Consider the following 20,068-nt stretch of genomic DNA (forward strand, 5'->3'; position numbering starts at 1 on the left):
GAGGCGGCATTATAGAGATGTTCATCACATTGGCAAGTGTTTATTAAAGAAAGATGCAAAAATAACGATTACATGGCGAATAAACACTCAAAGCCTTATTTGTGCAAGTTTAACTACAGAGTACTTACAAAATAACCACAGACTTATCCACAATTGATCTAATTTTCATCCTAGAAAACAAAAAAGCTGCCTCATGGCAGCTTTTTAAATGGCAACGAGTCTAAATCCCAGAACCATATTGCTCTCCATCATCTTCATGGAGACCACATTCGCGTTTCAACCCATTAAAACGAGTTTCCTCTTCAGTCATACCCGGTTCCCACTTCTTAGTTGTATGTGTATCTCCAACAGAAAGGTAACCCTGCTCTCGAAGCGGGTGATAACCGAGACCATGCTCTTCTAGGTAATAGTGAACATCTTTATTCGTCCAATCGATTACCGGCAAAAATTTAAACACACCATTTTGGATAGATAAGATTGGCAAATTTGCACGCGATTGAGATTGCTCTCTTCTTAAACCGGAAAACCATGTCCCAGCCTCGAGCTCATCCAACGCTCTTCTCATCGGTTCAACTTTATTAAGCTTGTTGTACTTCTCTATCCCTTCTATACCTTGATCCCAAAGTTTTCCATATTGCGCTTCTTGCCAATTAGGGCTCTGTTGGGCGCGAAAGACTTGAAGGTTTAGAGTCAACTTCTGACTTAACTCATCAATAAAGCGATAGGTCTCCGGAAATAGATACCCTGTGTCAGTCAAAATAACCGGAATATCTGGTTTTGCTTGGGTCACTAGGTGCAACATCAATGCTGCTTGGATTCCGAAACTAGAAGACACAACATGTGTCCCTTCTAAATTATCTAAAGCCCACTTAACTCTTTCTAATGCGGTTAGCTGCTCTAACTCTGCGTTGATTTGTCCAAGACGAAGTATTTGCTCCGTCTTAGTCAATGCGAGTAGCTCTGCTAACTTCAATTTTGAAGCGACAGAATTATGCATGCAGATCCCTCTTGGAAATGATCACCTCTTCGATGATGCCAGCTCGGATTGTAAAATCACCGAACCCTTCTTTGTCGTTGCGTTCTGTAGCCCAACGTCCCACCAGCGCATCAATCTCTTCTAAGATCTGAGCTGATGTGATGTTCTCTTTATACATCTTAGGGATACGAGTTCCGGCCTTGTTGCCACCTAGGTGCATGTTGTAACGCCCCGGCGCCTTACCCACTAAACCAAGTTCAGCCAACATTGCACGACCACAACCGTTTGGACAACCTGTGATTCGAAGGATGATGTTATCTTCTTCTGGTAATCCATGTTTTTTCAGAATGTCTTCAACATCCGTTACAAACTCAGGAAGAAAGCGCTCAGCTTCTGCCATTGCTAAAGGACATGTTGGGAAAGCCACACACGCCATTGAGTTTTTACGTTGCTCTGAAACAGCATCATCCATCAAGCCATATTGACGCGCCAGTTTTTCAATCTTGGCCTTTTGACTCGTCGACACACCCGCAACAATTAGGTTTTGGTTTGCAGTCATGCGGAAGTCACCTTTGTGGATCTTCGCTATTTCAGCAACACCTGTTTTCAGAGCTTTACCCGGAAAATCAAGTAAACGACCATTCTCGATGAATAACGCCAAGTGGTGCTTACCATCAATGCCTTCCGCCCAACCAATGCGATCACCACGGCCAGTAAACTCATAAGGACGGCTTTCAGAAAATTCTACGCCTGCACGCTTTTCTACTTCTGCTTTGAATACATCAATACCAACACGGTCTAGTGTGTATTTGGTTTTTGCATTCTTACGGTTTGAACGGTTACCCCAGTCACGCTGAGTCGTTACCGCCGCCGCTGCTACATCTAACGTTTTATCTAATGGCACAAAACCAAAGTCGTCAGCTTTACGTGCATAAGTAGAGGTATCACCATGTGTCATAGCAAGACCGCCACCGACTAACACATTAAAGCCCACCAGCTTTCCGTCTTCAGCAATAGCAACAAAGTTAAGATCGTTAGCATGGACGTCCACATCATTTTGCGGAGGAATGACAACCGTCGTCTTGAACTTACGCGGTAGGTAGTTGCTACCAAGGATAGGTTCTTCATCCGTTGTTTCTAGTTTTTCACCATCTAACCAGATTTCTGCATAAGCACGAGTCTTCGGTAATAGATGTTCACTGATCTTTTTCGCCCACTCGTAAGCTTCTTGATGAAGTTCAGATTCAACCGGGTTTGTCGTACATAGAACATTTCGGTTTACATCACCCGCTGTCGCAATTGAATCAATGCCAATGCTATTTAGCGTTTGGTGCATCAACTTAATGTTCGGCTTCAAGACACCGTGGAACTGAAACGTTTGACGAGTTGTTAGACGAATTGAACCGTAAGAGGTACTTTCGTCTGCGAACTTATCAATCGCCAACCACTGCTTAGGGGTAATGATGCCACCAGGCATACGAGCACGAAGCATGACGTTATGTAACGGTTCGAGCTTTTGTTTGGTACGTTCGTTACGAATATCACGGTCGTCTTGTTGATACATACCGTGGAAACGAATCAACTGAAAGTTATCAGCAGTAAAGCCACCTGTTATGCGGTCTTGGAGATCTTGTTCAATCGTACCGCGTAGGTTATTACTTTCACGCTTAAGACGCTCATTGTCAGCCAAAGGTCCAAGTACTTGACCTAGCACTTCTTGCTCTATTACTTGCTTGCTCATTAGTACACATCCCTTTGGTAACGTTTCGCTTTACGTAAATCATTAATATATTGTTCAGCTTGCTCGCGGCTCTGGTTGCCATGCTTTTCCGCTATCGAAACTAACGCTTCATGAACATCTTTAGCCATTCGAGTCGCATCGCCACAGACATAGAGGTACGCGCCCTCTTGCAGCCATTGCCACACCTGCTCTGCTTGTTCGATTAAACGGTCCTGAACATAAACCTTTTCTTTTTGGTCACGGCTAAAGGCAACATCGAGCTTAGTTAGCGCGCCAGACTTGAGGTACTTTTGCCATTCAACTTGGTATAAGAAATCTTGAGTAAAGGTACGGTCACCAAAGAACAACCAGCTTTTTCCTTCAGCATCATTGTTTTCACGCTCTTGAACAAAACTGCGGAACGGTGCGATACCGGTACCCGGGCCGACCATGATGATTGGTGTATTGTCGTCTTGTGGTAATTTGAAGTTATTGTTGTTCTCAACAAACACCTTCACTTCACCACCCTCTTCAAGACGTTGAGCTAAGAAGCTAGAAGCTCCGCCTAAACGAGACTCTTCGCCTTTTTGGTATTCAACCAAACCAACCGTCAAGTGAACTTCTTCATCTACTTCTGCTTGGCTTGATGCAATAGAATAGAGACGCGGTGTCAGCTTACGTAACAGGCCAATTAACTCATCAGCCGATAGCTTAGTTTTCTTCTCAGCTAAAACATCGACAACTTGAGTATTACCCGCGTATTCACGAAGCTTGTCTTTATCTTCCACCAGCTTGATTAACTTCTTGCTGCCCGATAACTCAGCAAACTTAGTCACAAGTTGAGGGTTTGAAGTGGTAATCTCAAATTTACTCACTAGCGCACTATGGATAGATAGATTCTCACCATCGACATCGACACTTTCGATACCCGATAACCCAACCTTAGAAAGAATCTGATTTGCGAGTTCTGAACTGTTTTCATACCATACGCCTAGCGCATCGCCGGGTTGGTAGGTAATGCCCGACTCATCAAGATCAATCTCGATATGACGAACATCTTTACCCGAGTCACGACCCGTGATCTTTTGACTGGTTAATAGTGTCGCTGTATATGGATTTTGTTTGGTGTATTGCGAATGACCGGCAGCTGCTTGGCCTACTGGTAACTGAACGATATCAGCCTCGGCACCTGTCGATAGCGTCTCTTTTACTTGCTCTAATGCTTTAGCGCGCCATTCCGTTGCTGATTCTTCGTAATCAACATCACAATCAAGACGGTCGACAAACGATTTAGCACCAAGCTTAGCGAGGAAGTTATCGAAGTCTTTAGCCGTTTGGCAGAAGAACTCATAGCTTGAGTCACCTAAACCAATCACACCGTATTGTAGGTTTGATAATTTTGGCGCTTTCTTCGATTGAAGGAATTCATGCAACTCAATCGCGTTATCAGGGGCTTCGCCCTCACCATTGGTTGAAGCGACGAAAATGACGTGTGTCTCTTTGGCTAGGTTCTTACCTTTATAATCACTCGCATCGAAAAGCTCGACGGCGATACCTAAGGCTTTTGCTTCTGCCTCTAGCGATTCAGCGACGCCTTTAGCATTACCGGTTTGAGAAGCGAAGATAATGCTGAGCTTACCCGCTGGCTTAGCCGCTACTGCAGCGGCCGCTTGAGCGATTGGCGCAGCAGCACCGACAGGCTGAGCTTGGCTCACTCCCCAAAGGTAACCACTGACCCATGCCAGTTGCTGTGAAGACAGTTCAGAAACAGTTTGCTGAAGATGACCCAATTGTTGGTCATTAAGTGGTGCTGCTAGCCCAGGTAACTCATTAGCCCCAGACTGTGCATTATTATTTTGTGAAGACTCTTTCTTATTTAAAGACATGGTCACGACATCCCTAATCATTGCGTGACGATAGATTAACCACTCCTTTTAATAACAAGAAAGAATAGAAAAGTATGTTTTATAACTTTTTGGAAGTAAAAACCGATTGAAACGTAAATTGTCTTACTGGTTTTCAATGCGTACTTGCTGAAAGCCAACCGCCATTGCCGATTTAGATGCCAAGTCTAAATCCGCGTAATGGCACTCTTCACCATGAACATCAGTAAGCAGAACAAAGCCACCTCCCATATGGCGAAACTCCACAACCCAAGACCCTTCTTGAATTGAGGGCTCTATGATAGCTTCAACTAACAGGTTTTCTCTATATAAATTTCGTAATTCATTGAGTGTCATATTCCATCCCTTGCTTTGACCTCACTACATAGACCTTATAAGAATAGACGCAAATTGGCTCTCTGTATTAAGGATGGTCGAAAGTGATGAATGTGCTAACTAATTCCAGAAAGATATAATCAATAGATATAAAAAAACGCCACTTAATAAAGTGGCGTTCTTAAAATTCGTTCTAAATTTGCTTTATATGGCCTAGAAGCGCACTTCAGCACCAGCAAACCAACCATCGACCATGACAAAGCTCTTGCCTAGTTCTGAGCTAAAGAACTCATCCGAATCTAAATCGATAACACGGTAACCACCACGCAGGGCAATTTCAGATTCTGATACTGGAATTCGGTACTGAACACCCGCCATCAAGTCAGTGCTCTTAATACCACTGCTATCACCGAACTCCATCGTACCAATGATATCGAAGTTAGTGTCCGGCACATTGATCTCTGCGTTACCGTAGAAGCTCCACGTGAACTCATCAAACGTCGATGTTTTCGCACCTGTTGCTTTTGGTTCAATGTAATTCGAGTTTGAGTATTGAGTAAACGTCACACCCGCATCGAAGTTCATCTGCTTGTGATCTAACAACGTGTAATAGAAGGTGTAGTCGTACTTATCGAAAGCCAATGAATCTGCATCAACAGAAGTATAGCGAAAGCTAGCGTTTGGTAGCATCGGGGCATTATGCTCAAATGCGAAATACAACGAAGGTGAGTTAGAATCGTCATCTTGTCTAACTTCGTTTAGCTTTGTACTTCCCCACCACATATCGGCACCGACTTTAGCCGTGTAAGAAAACTCTTCTTCAGCAGACACTGCTGAACTTAAAGATAGCATTCCCACTAAAGCAATTAATGGCATTTTATTCATTTGAGATAGCTCCAATTCCATATCGTAGTGCTAATTGTATGCACATTCATAGATTATTGGGGAAAATTCTACCACACATCTTAAATTCTAAAACGATAAACCGCTGACGAGTAAAGATTTGACGGCACGATGACCTTAGTAACGTCTCTGGTTAGAACTGTGTACAAAATTTTTGAAAAACCACACACCGATTGCAATCACGATCAACCAAGGCAGTAACTTAAACACGACGCCCATCATACCTAAGACCAACATGACTAATAACGCCACTCCGGTTGCAGCCAATACCGTCATAAACGTAATACCAGTGACAAGTAGAGTCGCAACGAAAATAAGAACAAATATTAATTCAAACATAATGGTCTCCCTAATGAGTTAATGACCTATCTTTCCTACTTTCTAACATTGCAGCTTCCATACCAAGTATGCCAACCCTATAAAATCCTTATTTATCAGATAAATAAAAAGCCACACATCTTCATGCGTGGCTTTTCGGAAACTTATAGTGGTAAATTTAACCTCTAGTGGCGAATTTAACCTTAAGTTTTTAACTTAGAGGGAGCTTAAACATTTAGCTCTTTAGGGATCTTAGCCAATGCTGTTTGCATCACTTCAATACCTGCACCTTTCTTATGTGCGTTTTCACTGATGTAGCGACGCCATTGTCTTGCACCAGGCATGCTTTGAAACAAACCAAGCATGTGACGAGAGATGTGACCTAAACTTGCGCCATTTGAAAGTTCACGCTCGATGTACGGGTACATCTCTTCGACAACCTGTGAGCGCTTCTTAATTGGTGTGTCTAAACCAAAGATCTGTTGATCAACTTCAGCCAAAATAAATGGGCTATGGTAAGCCTCACGACCAATCATCACACCATCAAGGTGTTGCAAGTGCTCCTTAGTTTGCTCAAGAGTCGTAATGCCACCATTCACGGCAATCACCAGATCAGAGAAATCTTTCTTGATTTGGTATGCACGATCGTAATCTAGCGGTGGGATCTCACGGTTCTCTTTCGGGCTAAGGCCACTCAACCACGCTTTACGCGCGTGAATAGTAAATTGCTCACAGCCACCTTTTTCAGAAACCGTCGAAACAAACTTAGTTAGAAACTCATAAGAGTCTTGGTCATCGATACCGATACGCGTTTTCACGGTAATTGGAATATCAGTGACTTCTTTCATCGCTGAAACACAATCTGCCACCAACTCGGGCTCAGCCATCAAGCATGCACCAAATCGACCATTCTGAACTCGGTCTGAAGGGCAACCTACGTTAAGATTCACTTCATCATAACCGCGTTCACCAGCAAGCTTGGCACAAGCAGCAAGATCAACCGGGTTTGAACCACCGAGTTGAAGTGCAAGAGGATGTTCTTGCTCGTTATATTCTAGGAAGTCGCCCTTACCATGTAAGATCGCGCCCGTTGTTACCATTTCCGTGTACAGAAGAGTCTGCTGAGAAAGCAAACGGTGAAAGTAACGACAGTGGCGGTCAGTCCAATCGAGCATGGGTGCAACAGAAAGTCGGTTACTAGCGTATTTACTGGTTTTATTAGTGTTTGTCATGATTCAGTCTCAATTAATACTGTACAAACATACAGTGAATTACCTAGAATTAAACGGAATTACTTCCTGTAGTACCCCTCAAGTACCCCTTTAGGAGTTGGACAATGGCAAGTTATACCATCGAGACCAGAAAGCTAAAAAGCGGTGAACCAAGGTTCAAGGTAACAATCATCGTTAAAAAGAATTCGCGCATTATACACAGGGAAAGCAAAACTCTAAAAAAGAAAGCACTCGCTAAAGCTTTCGGTAAAAAAAGGGTAGCTGAACTAGAAGCTCAAGGGGTACTCAATCAGCCAAAAACAGTCCCCCTTTCGGTACTCCTCGATTTATTCATGACCGAAAGAGATCTTTGGGACAATACAGGCCGCACCAAACGCTATGTGATTAAGATGCTTAGGGATTGCGACATCGCCCAAGTTGAGAGTAATCAGCTACGAACTAGCGACTTAATCGAGCACTGTAAAAACAGAAGAGGCGCAGGAGCCAAACCCGCAACGATTTATCATGATATTGCTTACCTACGTTCTGTAATGAAAAAGTCTAAGCCTGTCTTCAACATCGACACCAATCACCAGATTTTTGATGAAGCCGTCCCTGTTCTGATTGATATGGGGTTAGTCGGTAAAAGTCAGAAACGAACACGCCGCCCTACCTCTGAAGAACTGAAACTCTTAAAGCTTGGGTTAGAGCAACGTGAGTCTTTCCGGCCAAACGGTACAACTCGAATCCCATTCACTGACATTCTTGAGTTCAGCATTCTTACTTGTATGCGAATTGGTGAAGTCTGCAAGCTGCGTTGGGAAGACCTCAACCAAGAACATAAAACGATACTCGTCAGAGACAGAAAAGACCCAAGGAAGAAAGAAGGCAATCACATGATTGTGCCACTGCTTGGCGAGTCATTTGAAATCGCACTAAAGCAACCAAATAAAAGTGAGCTAATTTTCCCATATAACTCACGAAGTGTTAGCGCAGGCTTTCAAAGAGTGAGAAACGAGTTAGGTATTAAAGATTTGAGGTATCACGATTTACGGAGAGAGGGAGCAAGTCGACTGTTTGAAAAGGGCTACACAATTGAAGAAGTAGCCCAAGTTACAGGTCATCGGAATTTGAACATTTTGTGGCAGGTTTATACTCAGTTATTCCCGCATAAATTACACAAAAAACACGATTAACTTGACGTACAGCCATTAAAATCAATCACCTGAAAGTGATAAACGTGAAACTGATTTAGAATTTTCATTTGGTATAAAGCTTAACTTAACTTTCTCCCCCTCAACTGACGCATCTAAATCCATGCAAAAGTAGGTGCGTTCAAACTCTAATGATTTTAAGTCAAGCCCAAAGCTTTCAGGTACGAAATTTTTCTTACTGAGATTCAGTTCATTGAGGCTGTCCGCTTTTCTTTTTTCTAAGAATTTTTCGTACTCTTCCAAACTAACATCGACTTGAAAAGGAGTAACATCATTACCTAATACGATTTCTTCTCCATCAAGTAAGTCAGCAACGTAAGTCAACGTATCATACTCGTCAGCTGATAATTCAAAGTCGCCGTATACTGGTGCTGGCAAGTCAAATTTATCTAATATTCTTCTGTAGCAGTCGATAATATGAATAACATCACCAAAATCTTTAAAAAACTTTAGCCGCTCTTGATTATCTTCTCCAATAGGCATCGGGTCTATAGATTGGCCATCTTCAAGCTCTAATCCGATACTTAAACCACCCCCTGCTTGTAAGATTTCTTTCGCTTTTAGGAGTTTATTGAAAAAAGGAATTCGATTAATACTTTTTCCATTCCACAACGAGGTGCTTACAACGTAATTACATGTAATTTTAGAGGCTTGAACATCTGAAAAGTCACAAAAACACGATACTTTAATCAGCTTGTTAAACGCTAAAGCTTCAAATTTTAATCCGTGTTTCAATTTAAACTGCTTACCTTTAAATCCTCCAAGGAAAGCTTGCTGTGATTCAGATATCGCATAAAGATCAACAGTAACCTTTGTTGAGGCTGGCATGATAACTAACTCTTTAGGCCCAGTTACGTCATTACCTATTGTCTCAAATAATTTTGAGCCTTTAAATTTAAAACGATCACTAGATAACTTAACTGGTTTACCAGTCTCTATCATCACCTCCATGTTAGCTTCAAACTCTTCGCCATCAGATTTATTCATGGACAAAGAAAAACATGCATCATTAGTTAGAGGGGTGATATGTCTTAGCGTTGCGCCATTAATAATATTAGTTTGAACTGAAAATCGACTATCTAACTGGTTAAGGTGGTCATCAATAAAACCAACCATCTTTGATGGTACATCCGTAGAAAAAATGGTGTCCTTACCAGAGACATAATCCAATGTATTCTTTAGTGCTTTTGATTCAATTTCTTCTTTAGGGAGAAGTTGTTTACCCACATTATCTCTAGCATAAGTTAAAGCTTGGCTCTTCCAATCACGTAAAAGCTCTTCAGAATAAGACCCATCATCTACATCAATTAGTGTAGAGCATGTAGTGCAAAGCCAAATACCATTATCAAAATCTCTCCTTTCAGCTTTAGTTTGTTCTGGTTTGTAGCGTGGGCCTCCAGGTGCAGCTGCACAAATATGAGCAGCGACGCCCACATTCGATAACGAACACTCATCAATTTGGGATGCAACCGTAAGAACTCCGCAGCCGGGTTTGGAACAGAAGTTCGCAACACTCTCTCTTAACAAGCGTTTAGTCGACTCAAGAAACTCATGCCTTTTATGAATTGGGGCCATTCACTACAACCTATGAAATTAAAATTGAAGAAACAGCAACACTCTATCGCCTAAGTATATAAAATAACAAGACATTATTGAGAACCCTTATGTTTCTCTAGCTCTACCACTCTTACTTTAAGTTCCCCTAATCCAATTTTGAGCCAGTCAATATCAACTCGAATAGCTGCAACAGTAGCTATACTGGAGACACACCCAGTGGCAACGGCAACAATTATTGTTTGATACTCTGCCATTACTTGAACTCATTGCGTAGGGTTTCCCATAGGCCAAATACTATTGGAGCACTTGCGCCAATAATGCCACCGAATTGAACACCGTCTGCCGATACGCTCGCGGTGATAAGTTCAGGGTGACCAGCTACCAAAGCAGCTCCCGCGCCAAGTAACGCTAAACCCTTTTTAGTGGAAGGAGCAGATCATTTTCTTCTGTTCACTTTCTATGACGCGGACTTAAATAACCAACTTTTCAAGTTCGATTCGGTGAGAGGCTTTTCCTTTACTGTGCTTTACCCATAAACGCTTTGGTTGGTATCCATTGGCACGGACCTCAACATCATAATTACCCTCTGGCAATCGCATACCGGCTTGGTACCTAGGCTTAATATTCATTATTCGAACCTTAAAACCCGGTTGGTTCTGTGCATTTGAATTGATGTACATAGGAAACTCCGTTTGGGCTTCATTATTGTTTTTAGCTGAACTCACCGGTTCGCTCTCAGCACGCTGAGTTAAATAACGAGCAAAAACACCATCCAACTCCGCTACCGAATGCTCCAAAGAGGTAGAAAACCCATCAGTAATACGCATACTTTTGTCTATTTGAGCGCCAAGTGGATGAATCAACGGTTGAGTATGTATCACCCAACGAACGGCATAAGAAGCCGACGGAGATAGTGTGTCACTGACTTGCTCTAAGAAAAAGCCAATCGTTGAGTCCGTTTGAGTGTACTTGGATGAAAATACATTCACAGGCACAACAAGAATAACGAATATGACGATAAACGAGCTGCCTATATTCAGAGCCTTGCTCTTCAAGTTCGGTGCAGGCCGTGGTTTATGGTAATTCATCAACACGATAAATTTTCCTGGCAGCTTAAACACCGTTAGGACAACGAGAAATAGCGATAGTCCCATTGATATTGGCGGCACAATGATAGAACGCAATGCCGCTTTGCCTTGTTCAGCATAAGGGCCATCATCAGCAAACTGAGCGCGTGACGCCTCAATATAACCTAGCCAATAATCTCTCTCACGCCTCACATTTGGAACAATAACCTGTTGGTAAAATTGCTTATTAGTCCACGTCGCCATCATGGGCTCGACGTAATAACGTTCGCCCATACGATTCTTTATTTGTTGCTGAACTTCGGCTACTTTTTGAAAATCATTCCAAGATAAGTTCGGTTCAATGTCGTAACCCCGCTGCTTTGCCTCGGCATGCCAACGAGCTTTGGTGTCCTTCATAACTTTGTTTCTGACTGCATTTTTAAACACGCTAATTTGGTTTATTTGCCAATTGGAGTCTAAATGGATCCCCTTTCGATGAACTTGAGTACGAACCTTACTTGCTGTTGTAGAGTGGGAGCGAAACTCCGACATAGAGTCGATTCCCATAGGATAACCGGTCTCTTTTAAGAACTGTTTTTGCCACACTGCCAGTATTCGTGGTGTGTAATGAGCGACACTATTGGTATACGTTTTATCTTGAATGGCTTCTCCAGCTTGCCCTGTCGCCTGCTCAATACCGGCTTGGATAACTGATAAGCCTAGAGAACCGAATGCTTCCCCCCAAGATGTTTCACCTTTCGTTCGTCGAAAGGTTTTCTCTAACCAATAATCCATCGGTTGGTGGGGAATCGAGTTATCTTTTAATAAGCGTTCATAGCGATCTTCAATGCGGCTGATACAATTGGCTCTTGAGCTTCCTTTGCGTTTATAACAGCGTTCTTTATCATCAAATAGGTCAAAAATAGGTTGTGCAACTCTTTGTGCTCTCGCCTCTGCTCTCGTTAAATAGGCCTTACTCGCCTGTTGATAATCACGATACCCCGTCGCGACGGTCGACTCGACCTCTTCCCACGCTTGATTGGCCTTTTGATGGCGAGACTCTACCGTCTGATTATACGCCCCAACATGTTTTTGATATTGATGCCACGATTGCTGAACTTCATTCCGTAATACTTTATAGTTCGCATAGTGCTCATCGAAATTGGCGTTTGCTCGATTTTGAATATAACGATCCAAAATTTGAACTTTCTTATCATCAATATGACTTAAGAATGCATCATTGCTGTAAACCAACCCACCGATCAAAGCGAGAAAAGTCATTTCTGACGACTCGGTACTCGCCTCTGAGTTATAAGGGATCCCTTCGATATTAATCGCATTCATCGCTAAACTAGATCGCAGTACAGAGGAAAAGAAAGCCTCCTGTCTCTGCTTTGCACTACTCGGTTCAATCAACCATTTATCTATTACCGCCTTTTGACCAAAAAAAACCGTTGGCCAAACCAAAGCTGTAATCACGACCAACGATGAAATAGCGCGAAACTTCGTCGTGGTCAGCCATCCTTTAAGTAGAAAATCCGCAACAATTAAAGTCACCCCGATCCCTGAGATGGTTCGGCCAAATAGCTCCGTTTTATGTAATTGAGCATCACTAACATCGATTCCACCCGCAATTTCAACCAACTTGGCGTTGAAAGCGACTTCAGGAAAAAGATAAAGAAGTGAACAAAAAAACAACAAAACAGCCAACCATTTCGGCTTCTTATTATTTGTGGTTATTACGTCCTGGCTAGGAACTGGTTTCATCTTAACGCTTCCATAATTTGTCTATCCCTGTTCTCATCAAACATCATTTTTCTGTCGGCATCGAAATGCTGATCGCATCGTTACTTAAATTTAAATCTTCATCTTGAATATCAAACAGCACTGCTGGCTTCGCGCTCTGCGTTGTTTGCGTTCTTTTTTTCACACCTTTCACGCTAGCAGGCTTGGAATATGACACACTCCTAATGAGACCTCGGTTAGTGATGTAATGGCCATCTTTGAGATAATCTATTTGTTCATAGAGTCGGTGAAAATCAGCGTCATTGGGTAGGCCAGCAACGGTTTCGCCTGCTAACGTTGTGGGTTGGTAGCCATTTGATTGAACGACAAGCTGTGGAGCAAGCTGCTGACAAATAGAGAACTTACTGGTATCCATGATCGCCTCATCTGGCAGAGGTCGACCTGCCTTAGCTAACGAGACCAATTGATCTTGGTGGTAATCCGTTCCGTTAATCGTATAAGTCACCACCTTCATGCCTTGCGCTTTCGCACGGCTGTAAATTGTCGCATATTGTCGGTAACTTCTTATATCAACATGTAATCCACTATTGGGGCCAAGTATTCGTTTTACCGTTTTAGCGGAATGTTTGGGCTTATGCTTACGATAACGCCCCTCCATAGCAAAGGCGCGATCGATATTCTTTTTATTTTTCTGATAATAATCATCAGATCTCATCCCTCGCTTTGCATCTTTTTTAAATTTAGCAACCGACGTTGAATGAGGCTCCCATACATACCCAAGATAAACACTTGGATTGATTTCCCGCATTTTTTTCAGAACGTCCATATCCATTGATGAATAAAAATAGTTTCTATAGGGGAGACTTTGTCTGGCCATTTCGTCGAGTTTAAACAAATCTTCCATGGAGCCATCTGATGTTTTTATTTCAATATTAAGGGGTTGTTCAATCGTTGCGTAATGGTACCAATCATTCACGGCTTCATTGAAATAAGCGGGACGATACCCATCTAATGTTCCGTCAGGGCTCCTTCCACTCAGAGAGTTCCACTCACTACTCTTCATACGACTCACGCGATATCGCTTACCATCACTACGAGCGGTTGCTCTTCCTGTTTCTATGTCGTGATGTACAACCCAATCTTTATCACGCGTCAGCATCACATCAATTTCTGCTCCATCAAAACCACTTACCGCCGCCATTTGAATCGCATTACGAGAGTTTTCAGCATAATTAGAGCTGCCACGGTGGGCGATAACATCAATAGGGCACTGTCCTTTGATGTAAGAGATATCCCCTCCCATGGTTTGATAAAGATTGCGCGATTTTAACGCCAACTGCATATCACGAAACATTTCTCGCCCCTCTGCTGAGTTATGATTCGAGATTAGTTTTGCATCTGCAGGTAATCCAAGCCCTCGCTCCAAGGTTGGTTGTGGTGGTGTTACTTTATCTGTAGATGAACATCCCTGAATAAGAGCAATAGTAGTGACAAGCAGCCCTCTTGAAAGCGTGGTTACACGTGAAGGTGGTGAAAACATGAGATCCTTATCCGTTGGTAGCTTATATGTGACATAACTGGGTTTCACACGCTGAGCACGACAAAGTCGGCCTCCAAGCACGGAGACCGCAAAGTGCTAATATATGATGACTCCAACCATTGATTTCGATTGTTGATATGTTGTTGGAGTGGACGTATTTAATGGTTCAATTTGATTGAAAGCAAAGGCTCAAAAACTCATAAATACAAATCATGATTACATTATTTCATCAAATAATAATTGAATAAGCCCTTGTTCATCTGGGATGTCATACCCCTTTCGACATGGATAAGCCAAACCATCTGTGAAGTTCAAAAACGAAAAGCTATTGTCTATGCTTTCGCTCCCCTCTTCATCCTGCCATGGTTCAATAGTACTGTTCTGTTTAGTCACGATATAACCACACGAATTGACAGGCATCTCGGTCTTACGATTTAAGACTATCTTATGATTGGAATTATTGTAGTGATTTACTCGAATCTTACCGGCTAACGCTAGATATATCGCCCCTGCGGCGCCCAAAAGCAAAGTATGGCCGATAACTTTACCTGTCGCACTCGCTACGGCGATTCCAACATTAGCAGTCGCACTCGCGATGCTTTGACCTCGGTTTCCATAACGGTCTGTAGAATACACGTAATCCACGCTATGTTTTCTTTCAACGCGAGCACGTTGTCTGACAGGAGTATGGTTTATGTACTCTTGACCACCAAAAGCATCAAAGTTGTGTATTAATACCGGAACACAATGATAAGTTTCTCCATTCCAGTTCACTACACGAGCCTTCATTTGCCATGGATAATACTCTTCATCTAAATATTTCTTACATAAAGCTGGTAACAAATGGCTAAGTAACGCTGTGTTGTGATCGCTCTGCGCCATGTTGTACAGTTCTTGCGTTATTGATCGGGCCTGCTCTTGATCTCCTGATCTTGCGGCAACGATAAAGAGAATGACCTCGCCCCAAAAAGTATCGTTGATCAAGTAGTCAACCGGCAAATTATCGATTTCGATTAAAGCTCGTGGAACATCTTCATCGGACAAAGCCTCCAATACTGCAGACAAGTGATGCACGCGATCTTGAGGCTTTGCAATAGGTTCGTAATATGCGTCCCATCGTTCAACAAAGGTCTTCCAACGCATTATTTTTTTAAACTCCTCAGTTACTCCTTCCGTGGTGAGTAACTTAGGTTCAATATATTTTGCAATGTGCTTTTTATGACCGTCTCGCTTTTTCATCGCCTTTGTGTAAATTTTGCTATCAGACTTGAATAAGTGCAGTGCTAAACCATAGCTTTCATACCATTCACCAAGGTTAAGATGACTACTTTCTAATGAAGCTTTAGCCAAAGCGTCAAAATGCTTTTTCATTTTATTCCCTTCCAATTTGACGACTTAAATAAAGATAAAGGCGATGACTAAAATAATAGCTGCGGCTATAGCCAGTTTGATGTATAGCTCATTTTTTTTAACTCTTGGTTCTTCCACTTCTTCAAGCTTATCCCTCATGGCCTTAAAGTCATCCAAACGTTGTTGATAACGTTTTTCTCTTTGATTATAGATGGACAACAGTTTCAGAAATGATTCTTTGTTTACTTGCTCCACAGCTTAACTCCAAGCATTTGAAATTAAAGACTAAGACTAAAACTACAATACACCATGACAAGCTCATGTTGACAGGAGGGGTCAATAGTCTTCTTCTAGTCTATATTAGGCATCGATTTTAGCGAATAAGGAACAATATGCGATAAGAAATGTGATTTAAAACAGCACATTATTGTAAGAAAAATTAATTGAGCTAAATTGAACTCAAATGAAGATGTCATATCAACTTTACCTCATACTTTTTTATCAACCTATTCACCAGTTCTCTAATTCAGCCTCATTAATCAGTTATGCCTTGAGTCACACTGTCATTTTGAGTTACCTTGTCTTATTCAAAGTCGTGGGTCACAATACGCTCTGTACCTGACTTTAATAGAAATCATTGGCTCCCAAAACGTAGTAACCTAGAAATAGGGTTTAAATAGGGATGTCCGATTGAATGGTGAAAAATTTGGACCACACATTAATAGAGCAAGTTGAAGGGATATGCGCATCTCGAGGCGTTAGGTTAACACCTCAGAGAAAGCGAGTGTTTGAGCTCATTTTCTCTAATAAAAAAGCCTCCAGTGCTTATGAATTATTAGAGCAGTTGAAAGTCAGTGAACCGCAAGCCAAGCCTCCTACAGTTTATCGTGCTTTGGATTTCTTGTTGGAGCAAGGTTTCATTCACAGAGTTGAGTCAACCAATAGCTTCATATGCTGCTGCTCTTGCAATGCCAACAAACATTTCTCCCAACTACTGATCTGCGATAAATGTGGCACTGTGATAGAACTGCAGGACGATGCGCTTGTCACCCTACTCGCCAGTAACGCTGAGAAGCATGGCTTTCAATTGACGAATCATGTCATTGAATCGCATGGCATTTGCCAATCTTGCTCCTCCGAGATGAAAGAATAAGATTATAGAAGAACATTATGCGCGCTGAATTTGTAAACCCGTTTTTAGCTTCTTTGATGAACGTATTAAAAACGATGGCTTCTCTAGAATTGAAGCCACAAAAACCGAGAGTTAAGAAAGATGAAATCGCTCGTGGTGATGTATCCGGCCTAATTGGTATGGTGGGTACACAATCTCGTGGCTCTATGTCGATCACCTTTGATGAAGGTCTCGCTCTCGAAATCATGGAAAACATGCTTGGTGAACGACCAAACGGCCTCAACGAAGAAGTGACCGATATGGTGGGTGAAATCACTAACATGGTGACTGGCGGTGCGAAACGTATTCTTGCGGAAAGCGGTTTTGACTTCGATATGGCAACACCAATCGTGGTTTCCGGTAAAGGTCATACGATTCGTCACAAGTGTGATGGGGCAATCATCATCATGCCTTTCTCATCTCAATGGGGTAATGCTTTCATCGAGATCTGTTTCGAATAACAGCTGTTTATTTCTAGCAGTACTGAGTATCAACTCAAAGAAGGTTGGCATCATGCCAGCCTTTTTTATTACCTGCGATTTAACCAATGCTTGCTATACAGATACAAAAGCGCCAACCCGAAGGTTGGCGTTTTTTTGGTGCTATCAACTCAATTAAGCTTTAAGCGCTTTAAATGCGTTGATTAGACCGTTAGTTGAGCTGTCGTGAGACGTTACTTGAGCATCGTCAGCAAGCTCTGGAAGAATTTGGTTTGCTAGTTGCTTACCAAGTTCTACACCCCATTGGTCGAAGCTGAAGATGTTCCAGATAACGCCTTGAACGAAGATCTTGTGCTCGTACATCGCGATTAGGTTACCTAAAGAGCGAGGGTTGATTTGCTTAACAAGAATAGAGTTCGTTGGACGGTTACCTTCAAATACTTTGAAAGGTACAAGCTCAGCCACTTCTTCAGCTGTTTTGCCAGCCGCTAGGAATTCAGCTTCCACTGTCTCTTTTGTCTTACCGAAAGCAAGCGCTTCAGTTTGAGCAAAGAAGTTAGACATTAGCTTCTGGTGGTGATCAGATGCTGGGTTGTGGCTGATAGCAGGAGCAATAAAGTCTGATGGGATCAGCTTAGTGCCTTGGTGAATCAGTTGGTAGAAAGCGTGCTGACCGTTTGTACCTGGTTCACCCCAGATGATAGGACCAGTTTGGTATTCTACTGGATTGCCGTCACGGTCTACAAACTTACCGTTTGATTCCATGTTGCCTTGCTGGAAGTAAGCTGCAAAACGGTGCATGTACTGGTCGTAAGGTAGAATTGCTTCTGACTCAGCGCCGTGGAAGTTGTTATACCAAATACCGATAAGCGCAAGGATTACTGGAATGTTGCTTTCAAACTCAGTTGAAGCAAAGTGGTTATCCATCTCGTGAGCACCTTCTAGTAGCTCAACGAAGTTATCGAAGCCAACAGATAGTGAGATAGAAAGACCGATTGCAGACCATAGTGAGTAACGACCACCAACCCAGTCCCAGAATTCGAACATGTTGTCAGTATCAATACCAAACTCAGCGACCGCAGTTGCGTTAGTTGATAGTGCTGCGAAGTGTTTAGCTACGTGTGCGTTGTCACCCGCTTCAGCCAAGAACCAATCACGTGCAGAGTGCGCGTTAGTCATTGTTTCTTGAGTCGTGAATGTTTTAGATGCCACTAAGAATAGCGTTGTTTCTGGGTTAAGAGGCTTAAGTGTCTCAACGATGTGAGTGCCATCTACGTTAGAAACGAAGTGCATGTTTAGGCGAGTTTTGTATGGCGTTAGTGCTTCAGTCACCATGTATGGACCAAGATCCGAACCGCCGATACCGATGTTAACTACATCAGTGATCTCTTTACCTGTGTAACCTTTCCACTCACCAGAAACGATGCGGTGTGTGAACAGTTCCATTTTTGCTAGTACAGCGTTAACTGCTGGCATTACGTCTTTGCCGTCAACCATTACTGGCTTGTCGCTACGGTTACGTAGAGCAGTGTGAAGTACTGAACGACCTTCAGTCTTGTTGATTGCATCACCACCGAACATTGCTTCGATTGCAGACTTAACTTCAGTCTCGTTCGCAAGAGCAAATAGGTGCTGCATAGTTTCAGCATCGATAAGGTTCTTAGAGTAATCCACTAAGATGTCAGAACCGAAACGAGTAGAAAAGCTCTCGAAACGCTTTGCATCTTGAGCAAACAGCTCTTTCATATCCATATCTTGAGCAGACTCAAAATGTGCCGTTAGAGCTTTCCACGCTTGTGTTTGCGTTGGGTTGATATTTTTCAACATGGTATCTATCCCGATGTTACTGTAGGTTTTATTCTAAACGTCACCTGGGTGATGAATAGAACCCCCGATTAGGCGAAAGTTTATATTTTTCTGTGATGACCAAACCGCGTCACCACTGAAAGATTCTTTGTAATTTTTTTTCACGACGTATTATGCCGTATATGAAGAGCGCCACCTTGAGATAAATCAGGATTCGATTTCCTGATAGAGAGATCGATGCTGACTCAGGCTCTAACATAATTAAATGTGAGCGATAGCTGATAAATTCAAGTTCAAAAGATAGCGTTAAACCACTTTTTTTCCAAACACATTATAAAGGATGGCGTATGTGGATTCAGAAGACTATACACCTAAATGCAAGAAAGCGTGGATTTCATCTCATTACTGATGAAATTGAACAACAGATACACGATATCAATTCTCTATCTGTTGGTTTATTACATCTTTTTATCCAACATACCTCTGCCAGCCTCACGCTAAACGAGAACGCTGATCCTACCGTCCGTACCGATATGGAGTCGCACTTTAATAAGTTTGTCCCAGAGCGAGCGCCCTACTACAGACACACCTATGAAGGTGATGATGACATGCCTGCCCACATTAAAGCATCGACACTTGGCACCAGTGTGACAATACCAATTAGCAATGGTCGTTTAGCTTTAGGAACATGGCAGGGTATTTACTTAGGAGAGCACCGAGATTGTGGTGGAAGCCGAACTGTGATTGCTACGATGCAAGGTGAGTAGACTGCTTGAAAACAAGATCTCCTTAATAAAAACAATATCTTGTTAATAAAAAAGAGTGGTGTG

At 42.4% G+C, this 20,068-nt stretch carries 19 protein-coding genes; 4 read left to right on the forward strand and 15 right to left on the reverse strand.

Features of this window, described 5'->3' with window-relative positions:
* Positions 1–220: 220 nt before the first annotated feature.
* The 7 genes from AB4486_RS10415 to dusA form a co-directional block, all read right to left on the reverse strand.
* Complete coding sequence (locus AB4486_RS10415) at positions 221–997, reverse strand: phosphoadenylyl-sulfate reductase (RefSeq protein ID WP_017059954.1); 777 nt, start codon at positions 995–997, stop codon at positions 221–223.
* Positions 990–2,717, reverse strand: a complete 1,728-nt coding sequence (gene cysI / locus AB4486_RS10420; RefSeq protein WP_372117111.1) for an assimilatory sulfite reductase (NADPH) hemoprotein subunit — start codon at positions 2,715–2,717, stop codon at positions 990–992. The genes AB4486_RS10415 and cysI overlap by 8 nt, the downstream gene beginning before the upstream one ends.
* On the reverse strand, positions 2,717–4,582 hold the full coding sequence (locus AB4486_RS10425; RefSeq protein WP_065584778.1) for an assimilatory sulfite reductase (NADPH) flavoprotein subunit: 1,866 nt from the start codon (positions 4,580–4,582) through the stop codon (positions 2,717–2,719). Before AB4486_RS10425 ends, cysI begins: the two co-directional genes overlap by 1 nt.
* A gap of 123 nt (positions 4,583–4,705) precedes the next feature.
* On the reverse strand, positions 4,706–4,936 hold the full coding sequence (locus AB4486_RS10430) for a hypothetical protein (RefSeq protein ID WP_004735813.1): 231 nt from the start codon (positions 4,934–4,936) through the stop codon (positions 4,706–4,708).
* Between the two features lie 192 nt (positions 4,937–5,128).
* A complete protein-coding gene (locus AB4486_RS10435; RefSeq protein ID WP_102333451.1) occupies positions 5,129–5,800 on the reverse strand; it encodes a TIGR04219 family outer membrane beta-barrel protein in 672 nt (223 codons plus the stop codon).
* A gap of 135 nt (positions 5,801–5,935) precedes the next feature.
* On the reverse strand, positions 5,936–6,157 hold the full coding sequence (pspG, locus tag AB4486_RS10440; protein ID WP_017059950.1) for an envelope stress response protein PspG: 222 nt from the start codon (positions 6,155–6,157) through the stop codon (positions 5,936–5,938).
* A gap of 206 nt (positions 6,158–6,363) precedes the next feature.
* Positions 6,364–7,368, reverse strand: coding sequence for a tRNA dihydrouridine(20/20a) synthase DusA (dusA, locus tag AB4486_RS10445; RefSeq protein ID WP_019822275.1), 1,005 nt, complete (start codon positions 7,366–7,368; stop codon positions 6,364–6,366).
* A gap of 104 nt (positions 7,369–7,472) precedes the next feature.
* Here dusA and AB4486_RS10450 point away from each other — a divergent pair, with 104 nt between their 5' ends.
* Positions 7,473–8,543 carry a tyrosine-type recombinase/integrase gene (locus tag AB4486_RS10450; protein ID WP_372117112.1) on the forward strand — a complete coding sequence of 357 codons (1,071 nt, stop codon included), beginning with the start codon at positions 7,473–7,475 and terminating at the stop codon, positions 8,541–8,543.
* Positions 8,544–8,564: 21 nt separating this feature from the next.
* Here the strand turns inward: AB4486_RS10450 and AB4486_RS10455 are convergent, their stop codons facing one another.
* The 7 genes from AB4486_RS10455 to AB4486_RS10485 all read right to left on the reverse strand — a co-directional run bounded on the left by AB4486_RS10455 (position 8,565) and on the right by AB4486_RS10485 (position 16,076).
* A complete protein-coding gene (locus tag AB4486_RS10455) occupies positions 8,565–10,136 on the reverse strand; it encodes a hypothetical protein (RefSeq protein WP_372117114.1) in 1,572 nt (523 codons plus the stop codon).
* Positions 10,137–10,210: 74 nt separating this feature from the next.
* Complete coding sequence (locus AB4486_RS10460) at positions 10,211–10,372, reverse strand: hypothetical protein (RefSeq protein ID WP_372117115.1); 162 nt, start codon at positions 10,370–10,372, stop codon at positions 10,211–10,213.
* Positions 10,372–10,503 (reverse strand): hypothetical protein, encoded by a 132-nt coding sequence (locus AB4486_RS10465; RefSeq protein ID WP_017059946.1) that lies wholly within the window; start codon positions 10,501–10,503, stop codon positions 10,372–10,374. The genes AB4486_RS10460 and AB4486_RS10465 overlap by 1 nt, the downstream gene beginning before the upstream one ends.
* An 85-nt stretch (positions 10,504–10,588) precedes the next feature.
* Positions 10,589–12,952 (reverse strand): hypothetical protein, encoded by a 2,364-nt coding sequence (locus AB4486_RS10470; RefSeq protein ID WP_372117117.1) that lies wholly within the window; start codon positions 12,950–12,952, stop codon positions 10,589–10,591.
* Between the two features lie 43 nt (positions 12,953–12,995).
* Positions 12,996–14,471, reverse strand: a complete 1,476-nt coding sequence (locus AB4486_RS10475) for a glycerophosphodiester phosphodiesterase (protein ID WP_017059944.1) — start codon at positions 14,469–14,471, stop codon at positions 12,996–12,998.
* A 216-nt stretch (positions 14,472–14,687) separates the two neighbouring features.
* The gene (locus tag AB4486_RS10480; RefSeq protein ID WP_017059943.1) at positions 14,688–15,842 is read right to left on the reverse strand and encodes a hypothetical protein; all 1,155 of its coding nucleotides are present in this window, start codon (positions 15,840–15,842) and stop codon (positions 14,688–14,690) included.
* A 24-nt stretch (positions 15,843–15,866) separates the two neighbouring features.
* Complete coding sequence (locus AB4486_RS10485; RefSeq protein ID WP_017059942.1) at positions 15,867–16,076, reverse strand: hypothetical protein; 210 nt, start codon at positions 16,074–16,076, stop codon at positions 15,867–15,869.
* A gap of 439 nt (positions 16,077–16,515) precedes the next feature.
* Here AB4486_RS10485 and zur point away from each other — a divergent pair, with 439 nt between their 5' ends.
* Complete coding sequence (zur, locus tag AB4486_RS10490; protein WP_017078243.1) at positions 16,516–16,974, forward strand: zinc uptake transcriptional repressor Zur; 459 nt, start codon at positions 16,516–16,518, stop codon at positions 16,972–16,974.
* 17 nt (positions 16,975–16,991) lie between these two features.
* Positions 16,992–17,453, forward strand: coding sequence for a chemotaxis protein CheX (locus tag AB4486_RS10495; RefSeq protein ID WP_017059940.1), 462 nt, complete (start codon positions 16,992–16,994; stop codon positions 17,451–17,453).
* A gap of 153 nt (positions 17,454–17,606) precedes the next feature.
* Here AB4486_RS10495 and pgi read toward each other — a convergent pair whose 3' ends face one another.
* Positions 17,607–19,259 carry a glucose-6-phosphate isomerase gene (pgi, locus tag AB4486_RS10500; RefSeq protein ID WP_017071572.1) on the reverse strand — a complete coding sequence of 551 codons (1,653 nt, stop codon included), beginning with the start codon at positions 19,257–19,259 and terminating at the stop codon, positions 17,607–17,609.
* Between the two features lie 326 nt (positions 19,260–19,585).
* On the opposite strand from pgi, the gene AB4486_RS10505 reads away from it, so the two are divergent.
* Positions 19,586–20,005, forward strand: a complete 420-nt coding sequence (locus tag AB4486_RS10505) for a secondary thiamine-phosphate synthase enzyme YjbQ (protein WP_017059938.1) — start codon at positions 19,586–19,588, stop codon at positions 20,003–20,005.
* The last annotated feature ends 63 nt before the right edge of the window (positions 20,006–20,068 follow it).

The sequence above is a fragment of the Vibrio sp. 10N.222.55.C6 genome (assembly GCF_041473395.1).
In the GTDB taxonomy this organism is placed as follows: Bacteria; Pseudomonadota; Gammaproteobacteria; order Enterobacterales; family Vibrionaceae; genus Vibrio; species Vibrio crassostreae_C.

What these genes read in the sequence shown, in the direction of transcription:
- AB4486_RS10415 (WP_017059954.1), bottom strand. Translation starts at nt 997, where the DNA reads ATGCATAATTCTGTCGCTTCAAAATTGAAGTTAGCAGAGCTACTCGCA.
- cysI (WP_372117111.1), bottom strand. Translation starts at nt 2,717, where the DNA reads ATGAGCAAGCAAGTAATAGAGCAAGAAGTGCTAGGTCAAGTACTTGGA.
- AB4486_RS10425 (WP_065584778.1), bottom strand. Translation starts at nt 4,582, where the DNA reads ATGTCTTTAAATAAGAAAGAGTCTTCACAAAATAATAATGCACAGTCT.
- AB4486_RS10430 (WP_004735813.1), bottom strand. Translation starts at nt 4,936, where the DNA reads ATGACACTCAATGAATTACGAAATTTATATAGAGAAAACCTGTTAGTT.
- AB4486_RS10435 (WP_102333451.1), bottom strand. Translation starts at nt 5,800, where the DNA reads ATGAATAAAATGCCATTAATTGCTTTAGTGGGAATGCTATCTTTAAGT.
- pspG (WP_017059950.1), bottom strand. Translation starts at nt 6,157, where the DNA reads ATGTTTGAATTAATATTTGTTCTTATTTTCGTTGCGACTCTACTTGTC.
- dusA (WP_019822275.1), bottom strand. Translation starts at nt 7,368, where the DNA reads ATGACAAACACTAATAAAACCAGTAAATACGCTAGTAACCGACTTTCT.
- AB4486_RS10450 (WP_372117112.1), top strand. Translation starts at nt 7,473, where the DNA reads ATGGCAAGTTATACCATCGAGACCAGAAAGCTAAAAAGCGGTGAACCA.
- AB4486_RS10455 (WP_372117114.1), bottom strand. Translation starts at nt 10,136, where the DNA reads ATGGCCCCAATTCATAAAAGGCATGAGTTTCTTGAGTCGACTAAACGC.
- AB4486_RS10460 (WP_372117115.1), bottom strand. Translation starts at nt 10,372, where the DNA reads ATGGCAGAGTATCAAACAATAATTGTTGCCGTTGCCACTGGGTGTGTC.
- AB4486_RS10470 (WP_372117117.1), bottom strand. Translation starts at nt 12,952, where the DNA reads ATGAAACCAGTTCCTAGCCAGGACGTAATAACCACAAATAATAAGAAG.
- AB4486_RS10475 (WP_017059944.1), bottom strand. Translation starts at nt 14,471, where the DNA reads ATGTTTTCACCACCTTCACGTGTAACCACGCTTTCAAGAGGGCTGCTT.
- AB4486_RS10480 (WP_017059943.1), bottom strand. Translation starts at nt 15,842, where the DNA reads ATGAAAAAGCATTTTGACGCTTTGGCTAAAGCTTCATTAGAAAGTAGT.
- zur (WP_017078243.1), top strand. Translation starts at nt 16,516, where the DNA reads ATGGTGAAAAATTTGGACCACACATTAATAGAGCAAGTTGAAGGGATA.
- AB4486_RS10495 (WP_017059940.1), top strand. Translation starts at nt 16,992, where the DNA reads ATGCGCGCTGAATTTGTAAACCCGTTTTTAGCTTCTTTGATGAACGTA.
- pgi (WP_017071572.1), bottom strand. Translation starts at nt 19,259, where the DNA reads ATGTTGAAAAATATCAACCCAACGCAAACACAAGCGTGGAAAGCTCTA.
- AB4486_RS10505 (WP_017059938.1), top strand. Translation starts at nt 19,586, where the DNA reads ATGTGGATTCAGAAGACTATACACCTAAATGCAAGAAAGCGTGGATTT.